The organism is Streptomyces sp. NPDC001393, assembly GCF_053597455.1.
Window position 1 is genome coordinate 1 of record NZ_JBSFIH010000103.1, and the last position, 13,945, is coordinate 13,945.

The 13,945-nt window shown below is 69.3% G+C and carries 14 protein-coding genes and 2 pseudogenes; 10 read left to right on the plus strand and 6 right to left on the minus strand.

Annotated features, from left to right (window positions below):
* The first annotated feature begins 475 nt into the window (after positions 1–475).
* Positions 476–1,003, plus strand: a complete 528-nt coding sequence (locus ACWC2T_RS44550) for a recombinase family protein (protein ID WP_450676006.1) — start codon at positions 476–478, stop codon at positions 1,001–1,003.
* A gap of 104 nt (positions 1,004–1,107) precedes the next feature.
* On the opposite strand, the gene ACWC2T_RS44555 is transcribed toward ACWC2T_RS44550, so the two are convergent.
* Positions 1,108–1,560: a MarR family winged helix-turn-helix transcriptional regulator gene (locus ACWC2T_RS44555; RefSeq protein ID WP_450676007.1), complete on the minus strand. Its 453-nt coding sequence runs from the start codon at positions 1,558–1,560 to the stop codon at positions 1,108–1,110.
* A gap of 141 nt (positions 1,561–1,701) precedes the next feature.
* Here ACWC2T_RS44555 and ACWC2T_RS44560 point away from each other — a divergent pair, with 141 nt between their 5' ends.
* On the plus strand, positions 1,702–2,241 hold the full coding sequence (locus tag ACWC2T_RS44560) for a hypothetical protein (protein WP_450676008.1): 540 nt from the start codon (positions 1,702–1,704) through the stop codon (positions 2,239–2,241).
* A 98-nt stretch (positions 2,242–2,339) separates the two neighbouring features.
* Positions 2,340–3,818 carry a hypothetical protein gene (locus ACWC2T_RS44565; protein ID WP_450676009.1) on the plus strand — a complete coding sequence of 493 codons (1,479 nt, stop codon included), beginning with the start codon at positions 2,340–2,342 and terminating at the stop codon, positions 3,816–3,818.
* Between the two features lie 335 nt (positions 3,819–4,153).
* Here the strand turns inward: ACWC2T_RS44565 and ACWC2T_RS44570 are convergent, their stop codons facing one another.
* Positions 4,154–4,705, minus strand: a complete 552-nt coding sequence (locus ACWC2T_RS44570) for a YciI family protein (RefSeq protein WP_450676016.1) — start codon at positions 4,703–4,705, stop codon at positions 4,154–4,156.
* A 739-nt stretch (positions 4,706–5,444) separates the two neighbouring features.
* Complete coding sequence (locus tag ACWC2T_RS44575; RefSeq protein WP_067045496.1) at positions 5,445–5,648, minus strand: cold-shock protein; 204 nt, start codon at positions 5,646–5,648, stop codon at positions 5,445–5,447.
* A gap of 281 nt (positions 5,649–5,929) precedes the next feature.
* Here ACWC2T_RS44575 and ACWC2T_RS44580 point away from each other — a divergent pair, with 281 nt between their 5' ends.
* The 4 genes and pseudogenes from ACWC2T_RS44580 to ACWC2T_RS44595 all read left to right on the plus strand — a co-directional run bounded on the left by ACWC2T_RS44580 (position 5,930) and on the right by ACWC2T_RS44595 (position 7,614).
* Positions 5,930–6,142, plus strand: a complete 213-nt coding sequence (locus ACWC2T_RS44580) for a hypothetical protein (RefSeq protein WP_153546860.1) — start codon at positions 5,930–5,932, stop codon at positions 6,140–6,142.
* A gap of 141 nt (positions 6,143–6,283) precedes the next feature.
* Positions 6,284–6,475, plus strand: coding sequence for a hypothetical protein (locus ACWC2T_RS44585; RefSeq protein ID WP_067045490.1), 192 nt, complete (start codon positions 6,284–6,286; stop codon positions 6,473–6,475).
* A 162-nt stretch (positions 6,476–6,637) separates the two neighbouring features.
* A pseudogene (locus ACWC2T_RS44590) lies at positions 6,638–6,787 on the plus strand (IS5/IS1182 family transposase); the annotation flags it as partial.
* A gap of 62 nt (positions 6,788–6,849) precedes the next feature.
* Positions 6,850–7,614, plus strand: coding sequence for a maleylpyruvate isomerase family mycothiol-dependent enzyme (locus ACWC2T_RS44595; protein WP_450676010.1), 765 nt, complete (start codon positions 6,850–6,852; stop codon positions 7,612–7,614).
* 18 nt (positions 7,615–7,632) lie between these two features.
* Here ACWC2T_RS44595 and ACWC2T_RS44600 read toward each other — a convergent pair.
* A pseudogene (locus tag ACWC2T_RS44600) lies at positions 7,633–7,764 on the minus strand (IS5/IS1182 family transposase); the annotation flags it as partial.
* Between the two features lie 306 nt (positions 7,765–8,070).
* Positions 8,071–8,976, minus strand: a complete 906-nt coding sequence (locus ACWC2T_RS44605) for a helix-turn-helix domain-containing protein (RefSeq protein WP_450676011.1) — start codon at positions 8,974–8,976, stop codon at positions 8,071–8,073.
* Between the two features lie 75 nt (positions 8,977–9,051).
* Between ACWC2T_RS44605 and ACWC2T_RS44610 the strand changes: the two genes are divergently transcribed.
* Positions 9,052–9,909, plus strand: coding sequence for an alpha/beta fold hydrolase (locus tag ACWC2T_RS44610; RefSeq protein WP_450676012.1), 858 nt, complete (start codon positions 9,052–9,054; stop codon positions 9,907–9,909).
* A gap of 18 nt (positions 9,910–9,927) precedes the next feature.
* Positions 9,928–11,175, plus strand: a complete 1,248-nt coding sequence (locus ACWC2T_RS44615; RefSeq protein WP_450676013.1) for an FAD-dependent monooxygenase — start codon at positions 9,928–9,930, stop codon at positions 11,173–11,175.
* Positions 11,176–11,500: 325 nt separating this feature from the next.
* Here the strand turns inward: ACWC2T_RS44615 and ACWC2T_RS44620 are convergent, their stop codons facing one another.
* Entirely contained in the window at positions 11,501–11,752 is a 252-nt protein-coding gene (locus tag ACWC2T_RS44620) for a hypothetical protein (protein WP_450676014.1), read from the minus strand.
* A gap of 307 nt (positions 11,753–12,059) precedes the next feature.
* Between ACWC2T_RS44620 and ACWC2T_RS44625 the strand changes: the two genes are divergently transcribed.
* On the plus strand, positions 12,060–13,466 hold the full coding sequence (locus ACWC2T_RS44625; protein ID WP_450676015.1) for a glycosyltransferase 87 family protein: 1,407 nt from the start codon (positions 12,060–12,062) through the stop codon (positions 13,464–13,466).
* The last annotated feature ends 479 nt before the right edge of the window (positions 13,467–13,945 follow it).

A 13,945-nucleotide genomic window follows, 5' to 3' on the forward strand; every position in this document is an offset into this window, starting at 1 on the left:
GGCCGACTACGCCGGCCTTCTTTTTCCGCAGGTCCGCCTGGGAGGGCGGGGCTGCGGGGATCGCGGATGCGTGACCGGGGACCACCTTCCAATCCAGGGCCTTGCGGTACCCGGGCGGACTGCTTCCTCGCCCGGGCGATCCTGATGGCGCCTCTGCTCCTTACCTTCGGTTACTCGGTTGTACTGCTGGGCAACGCGGGTACTGCTCGCGACCCCTTCGGGTCGCGTCCTGCTTGACCTGCATGTACGGCAGTTCCTGTCTGCCGTACCCACTTCGACTTCCTGGGTACGAGAGAAACGGTAACCCCGCGAACGGCCAATGTCTACCGTCGTCGCAATAGATTTCCTCCTTGACCTGTGCTGGTATTGCTGCCCCAATTGCACCCGGAAGAGTGCTGTGCCTGGTTGAATCCCGGCCCCGGCGGGCAAGCGCCTGCGCCTGGCGGTCAACCGATCGAGCGCGGGGTTGCAGCGCATGACCGACAACCCCGGCGTCGCCCCGGTCTCCCCCCGGCCGGGACGACGTCGGCGGGGCAAGCTCGACCTGGTCCTGCAGCTGCTGCGGTCCGGCGACACCCTGAAGATCACCAGGCTCGACCGGCCCTCCCGCTCCGTCCTCCACCTGGTCACCCTCGGCGCCAACCTGCGCGAGCGCGGGATCGGCCTGCACGTCATCGAGCAGGGCATCGACACCGCCACCGTGGAGGGACGCGCGAGGTTCGGCATGCTCTCGGTGCTCACCGAGAGCCAGCGAGAGCTGATCGTGGCCAACACGATGGATGGCCTCGCCGCCGCGCGGGCCCGCGGCCGGGTCGGCGGGCGCCGGCCCAGGCTCACCGAGGCCCAGGCCGCACTCGCCCAGCAGCTCTACGACGCCCGCGAGAAGACCGTCCAGCAGATCGCCGACCTGTTCGGCGTCCCGCGCCCCACGGTGTACGGGCATCTCGACCGCGAGAAGACCGTGCCGCGGCAGCCCAAGGGCACTGCGCCCGCGACACCCTGACCGCTACTCCGCGGCCGGGGCCCGTGGGAGGAGCACGTCGCCAGAGAGAGTGGCACCCAAGCCCCGACTCGGCGCTACCGCCTTCGCCGGGGGAAGGAAGGTGCTCAGCCGGTTGGGTCAGGGAAACGGCGCGGGGACTGGCCGCGGACCAGGAGCTGGTGCAGCCGGGTCAGGCCGGCGGTCAGCGACGGGAGTTCGTCCGCGTCCGCGCCCGCGGCGATGAGGGTGGTGCGGAGGTAGTCGTCGGCGCGGGCGGCGCGGCGCTCGGCGGCGGCGGCGCGGACCTCGGGGGTGAGGTCCACCAGGGTGCGGCGGCCGTCGTGGGGATCGGCCTCGGTGCGCGTCCAGCCACGGGCCGTGAGGGCGCGCACGCCCGTGGAGACCCGGCTCTGGGCCAGGCCGGTCCGCTTGGTGACGTCCGAGACGCTGCTGCGCCCATTCAGGGTCAGATCCTGCAGGACGAGGAACTCGCCGGGGGCGAGGTCGAGCTCGTCGGCGCCCATGTCGGTCAGGGCGATTTCGGCCAGGCGGCGGCCGAGTTGGTAGAGGTCGCTCATTTCCATCCCCTCAAGGTACATCCCTGGTGATACATCCATCCGAATACATCTTGACAGATCCATCATACGAGATGCATCGTTAGAGATGTAAGGGCGACCGGCCCCGGAAAGACCCCACAGCAGCCCGCCTCGGAGGACACCATGAGCGTCAGCGACTACCTGCTCTACACCGGCCTTTTCGTCGCGATCCTGGTCACCCAGCTCGGCACCCGCCGCCCCGACGCCAAGCGCCTGCTCCTGCCGGTCGCGATCGTCGGCGGCGTCGGCTTCCACTACCTCAAGGCGATGCCTTCCGGCAGCACCGCCCATCTGCTCGAAGCGGCCGGCCTCGGCGCGGGCCTGCTGTTCGGGCTGGCCTCGATCGCGCTGATCAAGGTCCGCCGCGACGAGAGCGACCACCGCCTGGTCACCGTCGCCGGCTGGCCGTACGCCGCCCTGTGGACGCTCGCCATGGCCCTGCGCATGGGCTTCGCCTACGGCTCCACCCACTGGTTCACCCACCAGCTCGCCGGCTTCTCCATCGCCCACCACGTCCCGGCCGCCACCTACGGCACCGCCTTCATGCTGATGGTCCTGACGATGATCACCGTCCGCACCGCCGGAGTCATGCTTCGCGGCCGCGCCGTCGGCGCTGACATCAAGGTCGGTGCCCTGCCGATCCTCCGGCGCTTCGCCCGCTGAGGCTCACGGCCCTGCCCCGCCTGCTCCTGCCTGGCCTGCTCCTCACGTCACCTGGCTCGTCACCCACCGGAAGTCCTCGCCCACCGAAAGGCACCGCCATGAGCCGCTCTCCGATCCGCCGCGCCCTCGTCGGACTCTGCGCCGCCGGTCTCGCCACCGCCACCGCGGTCATCCCCGGCGCGGCCGTCGCCAGCGCCGCCACCACTGCCAGCGCGGCCGCGGCCCCCACGGCACTGACCTCGGAACTCGGCCCGAACAACCCGTTCATGGCCCCCGCCGGCGTCGGCGCCATGCACAGCGACAGCTACTCCTCGGACGCCGCACCCCGGCCCGGCCCCGGCACCGACCCTATCCGGGCCACCCTCACTGCCAATGGGACGATCTGCCCGACCATCCTGCTCGACCGCGAGGGCAAGGTGATCGCCTACTGCGTCAACCACACCACCCGCCAAGGCGAACTGAGCCTCCTGGACCCGACCACCCTCGCCCCGCTCGCCACCATGACACTGCCGCCCAGCGGGGCGCTCGGCGGCTTCTACATGTACCTCGACGACCAGGACCGCGCCGTCCTCGGCGACGGCGCCAACCACGTCCTGCGCATCGCACACACCCAGGACACCACCGGCAACTGGTCCTTCACCGTCACCGACGACTGGGACGTCAGCGCCCTGGTGACCGCGCACTGCGGCTCCACGCCCGCCTGCGACTACGTCGAGAGCATCACCCCGGACTTTCGCGACCTGATCTGGTTCAGCACCGCGGGCGGCGTCGTCGGCACCATCAACCCCTACAGCGGCGCCACCCACGCCACCACCCTCCCGGCAGGGGAACAGGTGGCCAACTCCATCTCCGCCTCACCGGTCGGCGTCGCGGTCCCCTCCGACCACGCCCTGTATCTGATGCGCGCCCGGCCCGACGGAACGCCCTACACCACCTCGCGCCAGACGTACGACCGCGGCACCTTCATCAAGCCGGGCCGGCTCAGCCAGGGCACCGGCACGACCCCCACCTTCTTCGGCCCCGCCGGCAGCCGCTACCTCGCCATCACCGACAACAACGACTCCCAAGAGCACCTGCTCGTCTACCGTCTCGACGCCCTCACCGGCGGCAGCCAACTGCTGTGCAGCTACCCGCTCTTCAGCCCCGGCGCGAGCGCGGCCGAGAACGCCCCCATCGGCCTCGGCAACAGCGTGGTCGTCGTCAACACCTACGGCTACAACTACCACCCCGGCCAGCCGGCGGTCCCGCTGCCCGGCGGCATGACCCGCATCGACATCCGCCCCGACGAATCCGGCTGCGACCAGGCGTGGACCAACCCCGTCCCCTCGTCCGCCCTGCCGAAGCTCTCCACCGAGGACGGCAACATCTACACCGTCCAGCGCACCCTCACCGGCACCACCGAGAACTTTGCCCTGAACGTCATCGGCTTCGCAACCGGCCGGACCGTCAGCACCCAGCCCCTGGGCACCGGCCAGCCGTGGGACACCACCCAGCTCGCCGGCGTCTCCGGCCCCGACGGCACCCTCTACCAGGGCACCACTGCCGGCATCGCCCAGATCCACCCGACCGGAAACTGACCCCGTGGCTGTTGAGGCTGCCCACCCGGAACCTCGGGTGAGCAGCCCCAACGGCTATGTACAGTGCATTGAGCTTCGCGTCAGCGGCATCCAGGCACGCGCCAATGCGCACTCCGGAACTACTCGGCCCCGAAGCCCTACTTTGCGGCTGGGGGCAGAGGTAGGACTACGGGACCGGGATCCCCGTGGGTTCGGGGAAACTGAAAGTTGCTCAGCGCGAACCCACGGGTGCGCCAGTATGCGTCAGGCTGATCCATCCGCGGGTTCGGGTGAAACACGGGATTGCCGAGCGATCCGACGGACTTCCGCGGTGACATCGGACTGGATGTCCTCCATCAGGAGGGCCGCCCGCCGAACTGCCAGTTGTGCACCTCGATGTCGGCGTACCGGTCCGGCGTCAGGATGGCGCGTGCCGTCTCCGGGTCCGGCGCCCGGAGCAACACCGCCGTGCCCAGCCAGGTGGTGCCGTCGTCGGACAGCAGCGGCCCGTAGGCGATCAGCTCGTCCCGGTCGGGCGGCACCGCGAGGTCGGCGGCCTGCCCTGTGCCGAGGCCGAGCACCAGATACCGGTTGCCGCCGGTCCGGCCGCCGGGGAAGTCCCACATGGTGCGCCCCAGCGTGTTGTGCCACCGTCGCAGCAGCACGTCCCGGTAGGCGCCGACCTGGTAGTTCGGCTCTTCGAAGGCGAAAGTGTGGGCAGCGGCGGGATCGGGCAGGCCGACGATGTGCACGCTTCCGGTGGGTGTGTCGCCGTCGTCGGCGAGGGTTGGGCCCCGGGCGATCATCTCCTTCGCGTACCGGTCCATGTAGGACCAATGATCTTCCAGCAGCTGGTCACGCAGCGGCGGGGAGCCGGGCCGGTCGCGGTGGTGCCGCCCAACTCCAATAGCCGATGGGCTGCTTGATCAGGCCGGTGTCGCTGTGCGAGTACTCCAATGCCGGGATCCCTGCCGTTGTCTGAGTCAGTTCGACGAGATCGACCGTAGAAACTCAACTGGACTTGAGGTCAAGGACGTACCAACCGACTCGTCCGAGAGATCGCCTACTTGCTACTCACTCACCGTGAATGAACTGCGCAGGATGCACCGAGACGATCCGGCCCGACGAAGAGACCGAGGAGATCCACAACGTCGGGGCGACTGCTGTTGGCTCTGTCATCGTCGTGCATGCGCGGACTTGCCGACGCGCTCCCCAGCAGACGGCGCCGAGACAACGCTGAAAAGGGCTCCCGCTCCCGACGCACGCCGATCGCGTCGGGGGCGGGTAGGACTCCAGCGGCCTCCCCGACGGCGGATCAGGCGCGAGGTCGTCCGCTGGAGACGTGGTCGTCCCCGCCCCCGTCGGGGACGACCACACAGCAACATCAATGCCTGGGCTGCGGGGGCACGAAGGGAGGCCGCATGCCCGAGTGGATCGACCCGCGGCACGCGGATCTGGTCGCTGCGTGGAAGCGCACGCAGCAGCCGGACTCGCGTGACCCGGAAGAGCCCAGGCCAGCGAGGGGCTTCATCGTCCCGAGCGAGGGCTGACAGGTAGGGCGGCCCCGGCAGGCGCAACCGGCGGACGGGAACGAAGAAGCCCCAGCCGGGATGTACCCACCAGCTGGGGCCTCTCTTGCGTGTGTCGTTACAGGGGGCGGATGTTCTCCGCCTGCGGGCCCTTCTGGCCCTGCGTAACATCGAACTCGACCTTCTGGCCCTCCTGCAGCTCGCGGAAGCCCTGGGCGACGATGTTCGAGTAGTGGGCGAAGACGTCGGGGCCGCCACCCTCCTGCTCGATGAAGCCGAAGCCCTTTTCCGCGTTGAACCACTTCACAGTGCCCTTGGCCATGTGCCTGTCTCCTTCGAGGGAACTCGTATCGGGTCCCGCACCGTGCGGGTCCCGGAGGTGATCGCCCTGGTCCGGAGAGGCGTTGAACAGCAAAAACGCCCGCGATGCGATCACGGGCGAACGGGACTTCGGAACCACGACTGCTGATTACGACGCTACACCGGCTGGTGTAGCTCGGCCACAAGACACCACGACGACAACGCGACCCCCGTGGGGCAACCGCCGCCCCTGACAGCCGTCCCCCGAATGCGCCTCACCTACCGTTGGGCGAGGCTGAGGCTATGGCTGAGCGTCGCGTGATCGTGTTCCCGCCCGGAGAGGGTGGCGGCCGTCGCATCCAGGTCGGCAGCGAGACGCTGGGAACCGCATACAGCCTGCATGACCTGAGCGTGTTCCTGGAGCGTGCCGGCCTGGAGGGGTTGGACGTGGTGGACCTGGTGAACTCGCCGCTGATCGAGTGGCACGGTGGCGGCCCGGAGGTATGGGAGCGCTGAACGCCCGTCGGTGGGCTGACACGGCGTCGTCACCTGTTCGACGCACAGCGGTCGCTGACGCACGCGGGTTCGCGTTCGCTGGGAGCGAGCCCGGCATGCGACCGGAGCTCGCCCCCCCCATCAAGCCAAGGAGACACAGCCATGGACCAAGGCAAGATCCATGAGTGGAACGCGGACCCGGGCGAGGGAAGCATCAAGAACGACCAAGGTGGTCCCGTGCTGTACTTCACGGTAGACGACCTCGTGATCGACCCCGACGAGATCCATCCCGGGGACACCGTCTCGTTCCAGATCCAAGGACCGGGACGCGCGGCCAAGGTCAACAAGGCCTGAGTCTCGACAGCAGCGCGCGGCAGGCACCACCCGAAGGTGAACGGGTGGTGCCTGCGTGGGTTTCTGGGCCGTGCAGATCAGCCGCGGCCTGGTCGTGAAGGAGCTAGGCACCTCCAGCAAGCCCGCTGAGTGATAGCGCCTATCCCTGCCGTGCCGCAGTCCCAGCTCCGGCGCTGCGCCGAGAGGAACGGCGCGGTCGTCGAGTTCTACCTCCACCTCGCCGCGATTCTCGTCACGCCCCGCATGCTCATCCGACGCTCGACGAGCCGCTACCGCTGGGACGGCCGCCCCACCACCCGGCGCCTCAAGTGATCCATCTGCCGGTCGGTCTCAATCGAGCGCGAGAGTCCCGGTCCGGGTGATACAAGGTCCGCGTGACTGATCATCTCTACTTCCCCACCCTGCTGCGGATGATTGACGAGCGTTCCGCCGCGTTCCGCGCCGCCGTCGCCGCGGCCCCCAGCCTCGACGCCGACGTCCCGTCCTGCCCGGGCTGGACGCTGTACGACCTGGCGAACCACCTCAGTGAGGGGGACCGCTTCTGGGCCTACATCGTGCTGAACACCGCGCCGGGCGACGAGCGGCCGAGCAAGGACGGCCTGGCGGCGCCCAGGGAGCGCGAGGCCCTCATAACCTGGCTGGCCGACTCGACGGAGCAGCTGCTCACTGCTCTGCGCGAGGCTGGCCCGGACCGGGGCTGCTGGGCCTGGTGGGAGCCGCTGGCCTCGCCGCACACGGTGGCCGCCGTGGCCCGCCGCCGCGTCCCGGAATCGCTGATCCACACCTACGACGCCCAGCTGGCCTCCGGTACCCCGCAGGAGCTGCCGACGACCGAGGCGGTCGACGCCATCGAGGAGTTCCTCGCCACCGTCTGCACCGGCACAGTCCCGTGGCCGGGCGAGCCCGCCACCATGGACTACCACGCAGCCGAGGCCGGCTCCTGGCGCCAGACAGTGGACGCCGCCGGTTCCCGCTTCACCCGCCTCACCGCGGCGGAGGCCGCCGAGAGCAAGCCCACCGCCGCCATCTACGGCACGGCAAGCGAGATGGCCCTGCTCATGTACATGCGCATCCCGGCCGGCTCGCTGCGGATCGAGGGCGACGCCGACCTGCTCCAGCAGCTGCAGGACTGGGGCTGAGGCCGACCGGCAGATGAATCACTTGAGGCGTCGGGTGGTGGGGCGGCCGTCCCAGCGGTAGCAGCGCGTCGAGCGTCGGATGAGCATGCGGAGCCTGACGAGAGTGGCGGCGAGGTAGAGGTGGAAGTCCACGACGCATAGCCGGAGCCGTGGACCAGCGCGAGCACGACGTACTCGAAGACGGTCCGGTCTGGAACCCGTCGCCGGCATGCTGGGACCGCAGGCACGAGCCCTCCGGGTGATCACCGAGCGTCAGGAACTCCATGATCACTCAGGCTCGTGCCTGCCTTGGGTTCGAGCCCGCCTGGGCTGCCCCACCCACCATTTGCCGGTCGGTCCAAGCCAGCAGGATCGTCACCAGCCGCAAACGCGGGTGATCTTGCGGCTCTACCAGGTGCTGCCGGTGACGGTGGGCTTCACGACCCACAGCTGAAGGAGTCCGGTGGCCGACGACGTTCACAGCGGTGGCTGTCTCACCTCCGGCCGGCGACCGAGCCGGAGCTCCCCGGGGACGTGTGGCATGGCGGTTGTTCCGCGGCTGGGCCATGCGATGTCGTCAACGGCGAGAAACGGCTCGTCGGCCACAGTCGCGGGGGTTGTCCCGGTGAACGCCATGACGTCCCGGTGCAGGTGGGACTGGTCGGCGTAGCCGGTGTCGGCCGCGACGTGGGCCGCGCCTTCACCGGCGACCAGGCGGTGGGCGGCATGGTCGAAACGGACCAGCTTCACGGCGCGTTTGGGCGGCAGGCCGAGCTGCGACCGGAACCGGGACCACAGCCGCTTACGGCTCCACCCGACCTCGGCCGCCAGTCCGTCGACCCGGGTCAGGCCACGGCTGCCGACGATCCGGTGCCAGGCCCAGGCCACCTCCGGGTCCACCGGCGGCCCCGCCTCATGCCGGCGGGCGAGCAGCGCGTCCGTCAACGCGAAGCGATCCTGCCACGACGAGATGTCGCCGAGTTGCTCGCGGATCCGTGACGCCTCCCGGCCCCACAGGTCGCCCAGCGACACGACGGCGCCGTCGAGGTCGGCGGGGGAGGCGCCCAGAACCGCGCGTGCGATCACCGGGGACAGGCGCACCTGCACGCACTCGACGTTCTCTCCCCGCGCCCGGACCGCGCCGCCGGACCCGAGCCCGGGCCCGGCGACGACGCTTCCCCGCTGCTGTTGCCCTGCGGCCCAGTCGACGACGGGCGAACCGGCACCGAACTCCAGGAGCAGCGTCACGGCCGGGTGCGGGACCATCCGGAGCGCGTCCAGTTCACGGACACGGAACCCGGCCATGGTGACACCCGCAACCCGGCTGGGCCGCTGCGGGCATGCGACGTCCCACACAGCCGCACCGTGCATGAAAGTCCGCACCGTCCCATGCTATGTGGGCCGGCTGAGGGAACATTCGTCCAATCCGTCGGCGGGTACCGCGTAGACAGTGGGCTCATGACTGTTTCTGACGGCGGTCCGTACGTGAACGGCGGCACCGAGGCCAACGAGAGTTGGACCCTGTCGCTGGACGACGGCGACATCCATGTGTGCCAGGACGGCCCCCGAGACGCCCCCGCACTCCTGCACATCCACGGGTCCGCATCCTCGACCCGCTCGTGGAACCCGATAGTTGCGCTGCTGACGGGGTCTCACCACGTCATCCGGATCGACCTTCTCGGGCACGGCCGGTCGGCCAAACCCGCCGACCGCAGCTACGCGATCCCGGACCAGGCACGCCGGGCCGGCGTGGCACTGGACCGGCTCGGCGTCGAGCACGCCGTGGTCGTCGGTCATTCCAGCGGCGGCGTGGTCGCCACCGCCCTCGCCGAACAGCGGCCCGACCTGGTGACCGCGCTCGCGCTCGTCAACACCGGACCGAGCCTGGACGCCTTCATCGCACCGCAGTCCGCCGCCATCGGCCCCTCGCAGTGGCCGCCGACCGACGAGCAGCTCCAGCAGTTCGCGAGCACGGGTTTCAGCCGCGCGGGCTATCAGATCCCGGAAGAGCTCCTGGACGACGTGCGCGGTATGACGTACCACTCGCTCACCACGACGATGCGGGCCACCCGCGACTACCTGGATCAGCGGGCGCTGCCGGATCGGCTGACGGTTCTGGGCAAGCCGCTACTGGTGATCTTCGGCGAGGACGACCGCAGATGGCGGTCCTCATCCGCCTCCGACTACCGCGCCGTTCCGGGCGCAAAGGTCGAGCTGCTCTCCGGTCTCGGGCACTCACCCATACTCGAGGATCCCCCGCGGACCGCCGCCCTCCTGCTGGCCTTCACCGCGATCCACGCCGTACGGGTGGACTGAATGAAAACGAGGGGTGCCATGCAGATTCTCGTCTCCGGCGCCAGCGTCGCCGGTCCGGTGCTGGCCTACTGGCTCACCAGGCACGGCTTCTCCGTCACCGTCGTTGAGCGGGCCCCGGCGCTGCGCAAGACCGGCGGCCACGCGGTCGACCTCTTCCGGCCCGCGATGAACATCTCGGAGAAGATGGGCGTGCTCCCGCGTATCGAGGAGCGGGCCACCGGCACCAACCGAATGACCGTCTACCGGGAGGGCGCACGGCGTCCCGTCCGGGCGGACCTCTCCAAGATCTTCAGCGCCACCTCCGACCGGCACGTCGAGATCATGCGCGACGACCTGAGCGAGATCTACTATGACGCCACACGCGACGACGTCGAGTACATCTTCGGCGACTCAATCACCGCGATCTCGCCCGACGGCGAGGTGCGGTTCGAAGAGGCCGCGCCGCGCCGCTTCGACCTCGTCGTCGGCGCGGACGGGCTGCACTCCAACGTGCGCCGCCACGTCTTCGGCGACGAGTCCCGCTTCAGCACCTTCATCGGGGCCTACCTCGGGGTGCTGACCCTGCCGAACATCTCCGACCTCGACGGCGAACTTCTCATCCACGTCGGCGTCGGCCGCACTGCCGGCATGTACGGCGCGCGGCACCTCGGCGACGCACGGGCGTTGTTCCTGTTCCGCCGCGAGCGCGAACTCGACTACCACCACCACGACGTGCCCCGGCAGAAGGAGCTGCTGCGCTGTGCGTTCGCGGGCATGCACACCCACGTGGACCGCTGGCTGGACGAGCTCGACCGCACCCCGGCGTTCTACTTCGACTCGATCACCCAGCTCCGCATGGACACCTGGTCGCAGGGGAGGGTGACACTCGTCGGCGACGCAGGCTATTGCCCCGGTCCGGCTGTCGGCGGCAGCACCACCCTGGCCGTCGTCGGCGCATACGTCCTCGCCGGAGAACTGGCGCGCGCGGGCGGAGACCACGAGCGCGCCTTCCCCGCCTACGAGCACGCGATGGCGGAGCACGTGCACGGCAGCCGCGCGGTCGCGCTGAGCGCGGCGAAGACCCTGATCCCCACGTCCCGCCTCGGCGTGCGGGGACTGGCCCAGGGCGCCCGCCTGATCTCCGCCCTTCCCGCAGGCCCCAGCCGCACTCTCCTCCGCCTCACCACCAAGAGCGCACGCCTCTACAACTCCATGACCATCGAGGACTACCGGACGTCATCAGGCCACGCGACCGTGCCAGCCAGAGACGTCTCACGGCCTCGTTGAAGACCGCCGCAGCGGCGGCACCGCGCGCAGCAGTGCCCACAATGGGCCTGAGCCTGATGGCCTCGTGGGCAAGGATCTGCTTCTACACGGAACTCACGAAGCCCCAGGTCACAACCACAATCTGAGATCTCTACCGAACCCGGGGCGGTTCAGTTCGTGAATTGAACCAGGAAAGACATCGTCCTGTCCTTGGTGACGAGCGTGCATGGCGTCCACGACAGCGCGCCCGCACTCCGGGCCTTCCACACTGCTGTTGCGTGATGAGCGTGATGGACACCGCCCTGCGGGAATCACTCGAGGCCCTACGGTTGTCCGGGCGTAGGGATCACGTGGTCCGTCCTACCCTGGGCGTCCCGCTGCCGGAGGGATCGTGCCGCTCGGGGTCGGGGTCGACGGTCACCGCCAGGGGTGCGCCCTGGTGATCGCCGCGCACGGTGAACACCGCGGCCCATGACGAGGCGTGGGTGTACGCCGCACAGATGTGGGGGAAGTCGGGGCGCCCGGACGCGGTGGTGCCGACCTGGATGGAGCACCTGACGACGTAAGTGACGGTGGCGGGCTTCAGGCCGTGGGGCACGAACACAACTCGAACGCCGTACACAAATGAGTAACCGCAAGTTCATGCTGTCGTGCCACGTCTGGCGATCACTTGTCGTATGTTCAGTCCAAGTTCCGGAAATCTGCCGTCACCAGCGGCCGGTTTTCCCTCGAGCCCACATTTAACGAAGGTCGAGGTCTTAGGCGTGTCAGGCGATCTCTTGTCATCCGCGACCTCGGAGGGGCATACCGAGCCCCCTACGATCGCGCCACGCCGGATCGGCCGTGACAGAGGTGGGGCTCTCGGCAAGGGTGCGCTCGCGGCATGTTCGGTCTGCGTGTTCCTCATGGTCTATTTGGGGCTGCTCGGGCCATCGTCTGTCGAGCCGGTATTTGGCTCCGCCAGGAAACTCCCGCCGTGGTTCTGGAACGCCCACCCCTCGGACCTGTCCATCTGGGTGCTCGTCGCCATGGTGCTCCTGCTCGGCACCGCCGCCGTGGCAGCCGGGCTCGCCGCGACACGCCGCGGATGGTCACCACGCCCCCACGCCCTGCTCACCCTCGGCGCGGTCGGGACCGTCGCTCTGGTGTGCGTGCCGCCCATGGGGACCACGGATCCGCTCAACTACGCCGCGTACGGCCGCATCGCCGCCCTCGGCCTCGACCCGTACCGGGTGACGCCCTTCGGGCTGGCGCAGACCGGCGACCCGATCGGGCAACTCTCGATCGCAGAGCCTTGGCTGCACAACCCGTCGGTCTACGGACCGCTGGCCACCATGACTGAATGGCTCGCCTCGGTGATCGGCGGCACATCGATGCTGACCACCGTGTGGATGCTCTCCCTGCTCAACGGAGCCTCGTTCATCGCCACCGGGGCCCTGTTGCTGCGCCTGGCCGGACCAGATCCGCGGCGCCGGGTGCGCTCGCAACTGCTGTGGACACTCAACCCGGTCCTGCTGTGGAACCTCGTCGTAGGGCCGCACATCGATGGACTCGGCGCGCTCGGCGTGGTCGTGGCCTTCTGGGCGCTGCGCCGTTCAGGCCTCACCGCGGGGCTCGCGCTGGCGGCGACGACCGCGGTCAAGCTCACACTCGGGATCTTCGCGCTGCCCTTCGCGTGGCACCTGCGCCATGACTGGCGCCGCCTGGCCGTCGCCGCATCGGCGAGTGGCCTGCTGCTGGCGGTCGCCTACGGCCTCGTGCCACGGGCTGTCCGCAATGCGGCGGCCGTCAGCGATCAACCGGTGGTCGGCTCGCCGTGGCCGCTGCTGCAGCGGAATCTGCTGAGGCCTGTGTTCGGCAGTGCGGCGGGGCACCTCGTGCCCCTTGTCGAGGTCATGGCGGTCGCCGGGATCGCCGCTCTGCTGCTCGTGGCGCTGCCCCCCGTCGACGAGAGCGACATCGTCCAGATGACGGCCCGCCCGGCTCTCGCCCTCGCGGCCGGCTACCTCCTGGGCACCGGTTACGTCCGCCCCTGGTACGACGCCATCGCCTGGCTCCTCGTGGCGATGCTGCCCCGCTCGTGGTTCGACCCCGTACTACTCGCGCACACCACCTGCATGACCCTGCCGTTCGACCCCGGGTTGCCCTACCCCCTACACCCGGACTGGCTCAACGGTGTAGTGGTACAGACCGGTTATCGGGCCATGCCCTACCTTCAGGGGCTGCTCCTCCTCGCCGTCCTCGCCATCGGCCTTTCGCGTCTGCGCCACAAACTGGCCGAGAACACAACCGCCGGTGAGGGATTGGCGTAACGACCGGAGGGTGGCTGTGGCTGCGTGCCGGTTTCGCGTCATCGCCGCCTGACGGCCGGACGCCGAAGCCCTCGCCTCTTCGACGCGCGGTTACGGTCGGCGGCTCCCAGTGGCGATAGCCCAGAGAGGGGCAAGTTGACCGGAAGCGATCCTTGACTGCACATCGCCAACCGTTTGCCCCCGTGTCTCGTGACCCGGGCAACTCTGCCTGCTCATCAGGGCGAGCTGAGCGGGTGGATCCAAGGCTAAGATCGCGCAATCGCCATTGCGATCACCGCACGTCGAGCCGCCGGCGCAGGGCCGTGTCGGAAGGTTCGGGCTCCGAAAGGCCCCGGAAAAGGAAGAGGCAGGGGACTCGCTGTGGAAGAGCTGCGTCGCCAGAGTGGCCGGTACGAGCTGGGCCAGGTGCTCGGCCGTGGTGGCATGGCGGAGGTCTACCTCGCGCATGACACCCGCCTGGGCCGCACCGTGGCAGTGAA

Bases quoted from the DNA above. Each gene is read 5' to 3' on its own strand.
- ACWC2T_RS44615 (WP_450676013.1), top strand. From the start codon at position 9,928: ATGCAGATTCTCGTCTCCGGCGCCAGCGTCGCCGGTCCGGTGCTGGCC.
- ACWC2T_RS44555 (WP_450676007.1), bottom strand. From the start codon at position 1,560: ATGAGCGACCTCTACCAACTCGGCCGCCGCCTGGCCGAAATCGCCCTG.
- ACWC2T_RS44560 (WP_450676008.1), top strand. From the start codon at position 1,702: ATGAGCGTCAGCGACTACCTGCTCTACACCGGCCTTTTCGTCGCGATC.
- ACWC2T_RS44610 (WP_450676012.1), top strand. From the start codon at position 9,052: ATGACTGTTTCTGACGGCGGTCCGTACGTGAACGGCGGCACCGAGGCC.
- ACWC2T_RS44585 (WP_067045490.1), top strand. From the start codon at position 6,284: ATGGACCAAGGCAAGATCCATGAGTGGAACGCGGACCCGGGCGAGGGA.
- ACWC2T_RS44580 (WP_153546860.1), top strand. From the start codon at position 5,930: ATGGCTGAGCGTCGCGTGATCGTGTTCCCGCCCGGAGAGGGTGGCGGC.
- ACWC2T_RS44575 (WP_067045496.1), bottom strand. From the start codon at position 5,648: ATGGCCAAGGGCACTGTGAAGTGGTTCAACGCGGAAAAGGGCTTCGGC.
- ACWC2T_RS44565 (WP_450676009.1), top strand. From the start codon at position 2,340: ATGAGCCGCTCTCCGATCCGCCGCGCCCTCGTCGGACTCTGCGCCGCC.
- ACWC2T_RS44625 (WP_450676015.1), top strand. From the start codon at position 12,060: ATGGTCTATTTGGGGCTGCTCGGGCCATCGTCTGTCGAGCCGGTATTT.
- ACWC2T_RS44550 (WP_450676006.1), top strand. From the start codon at position 476: ATGACCGACAACCCCGGCGTCGCCCCGGTCTCCCCCCGGCCGGGACGA.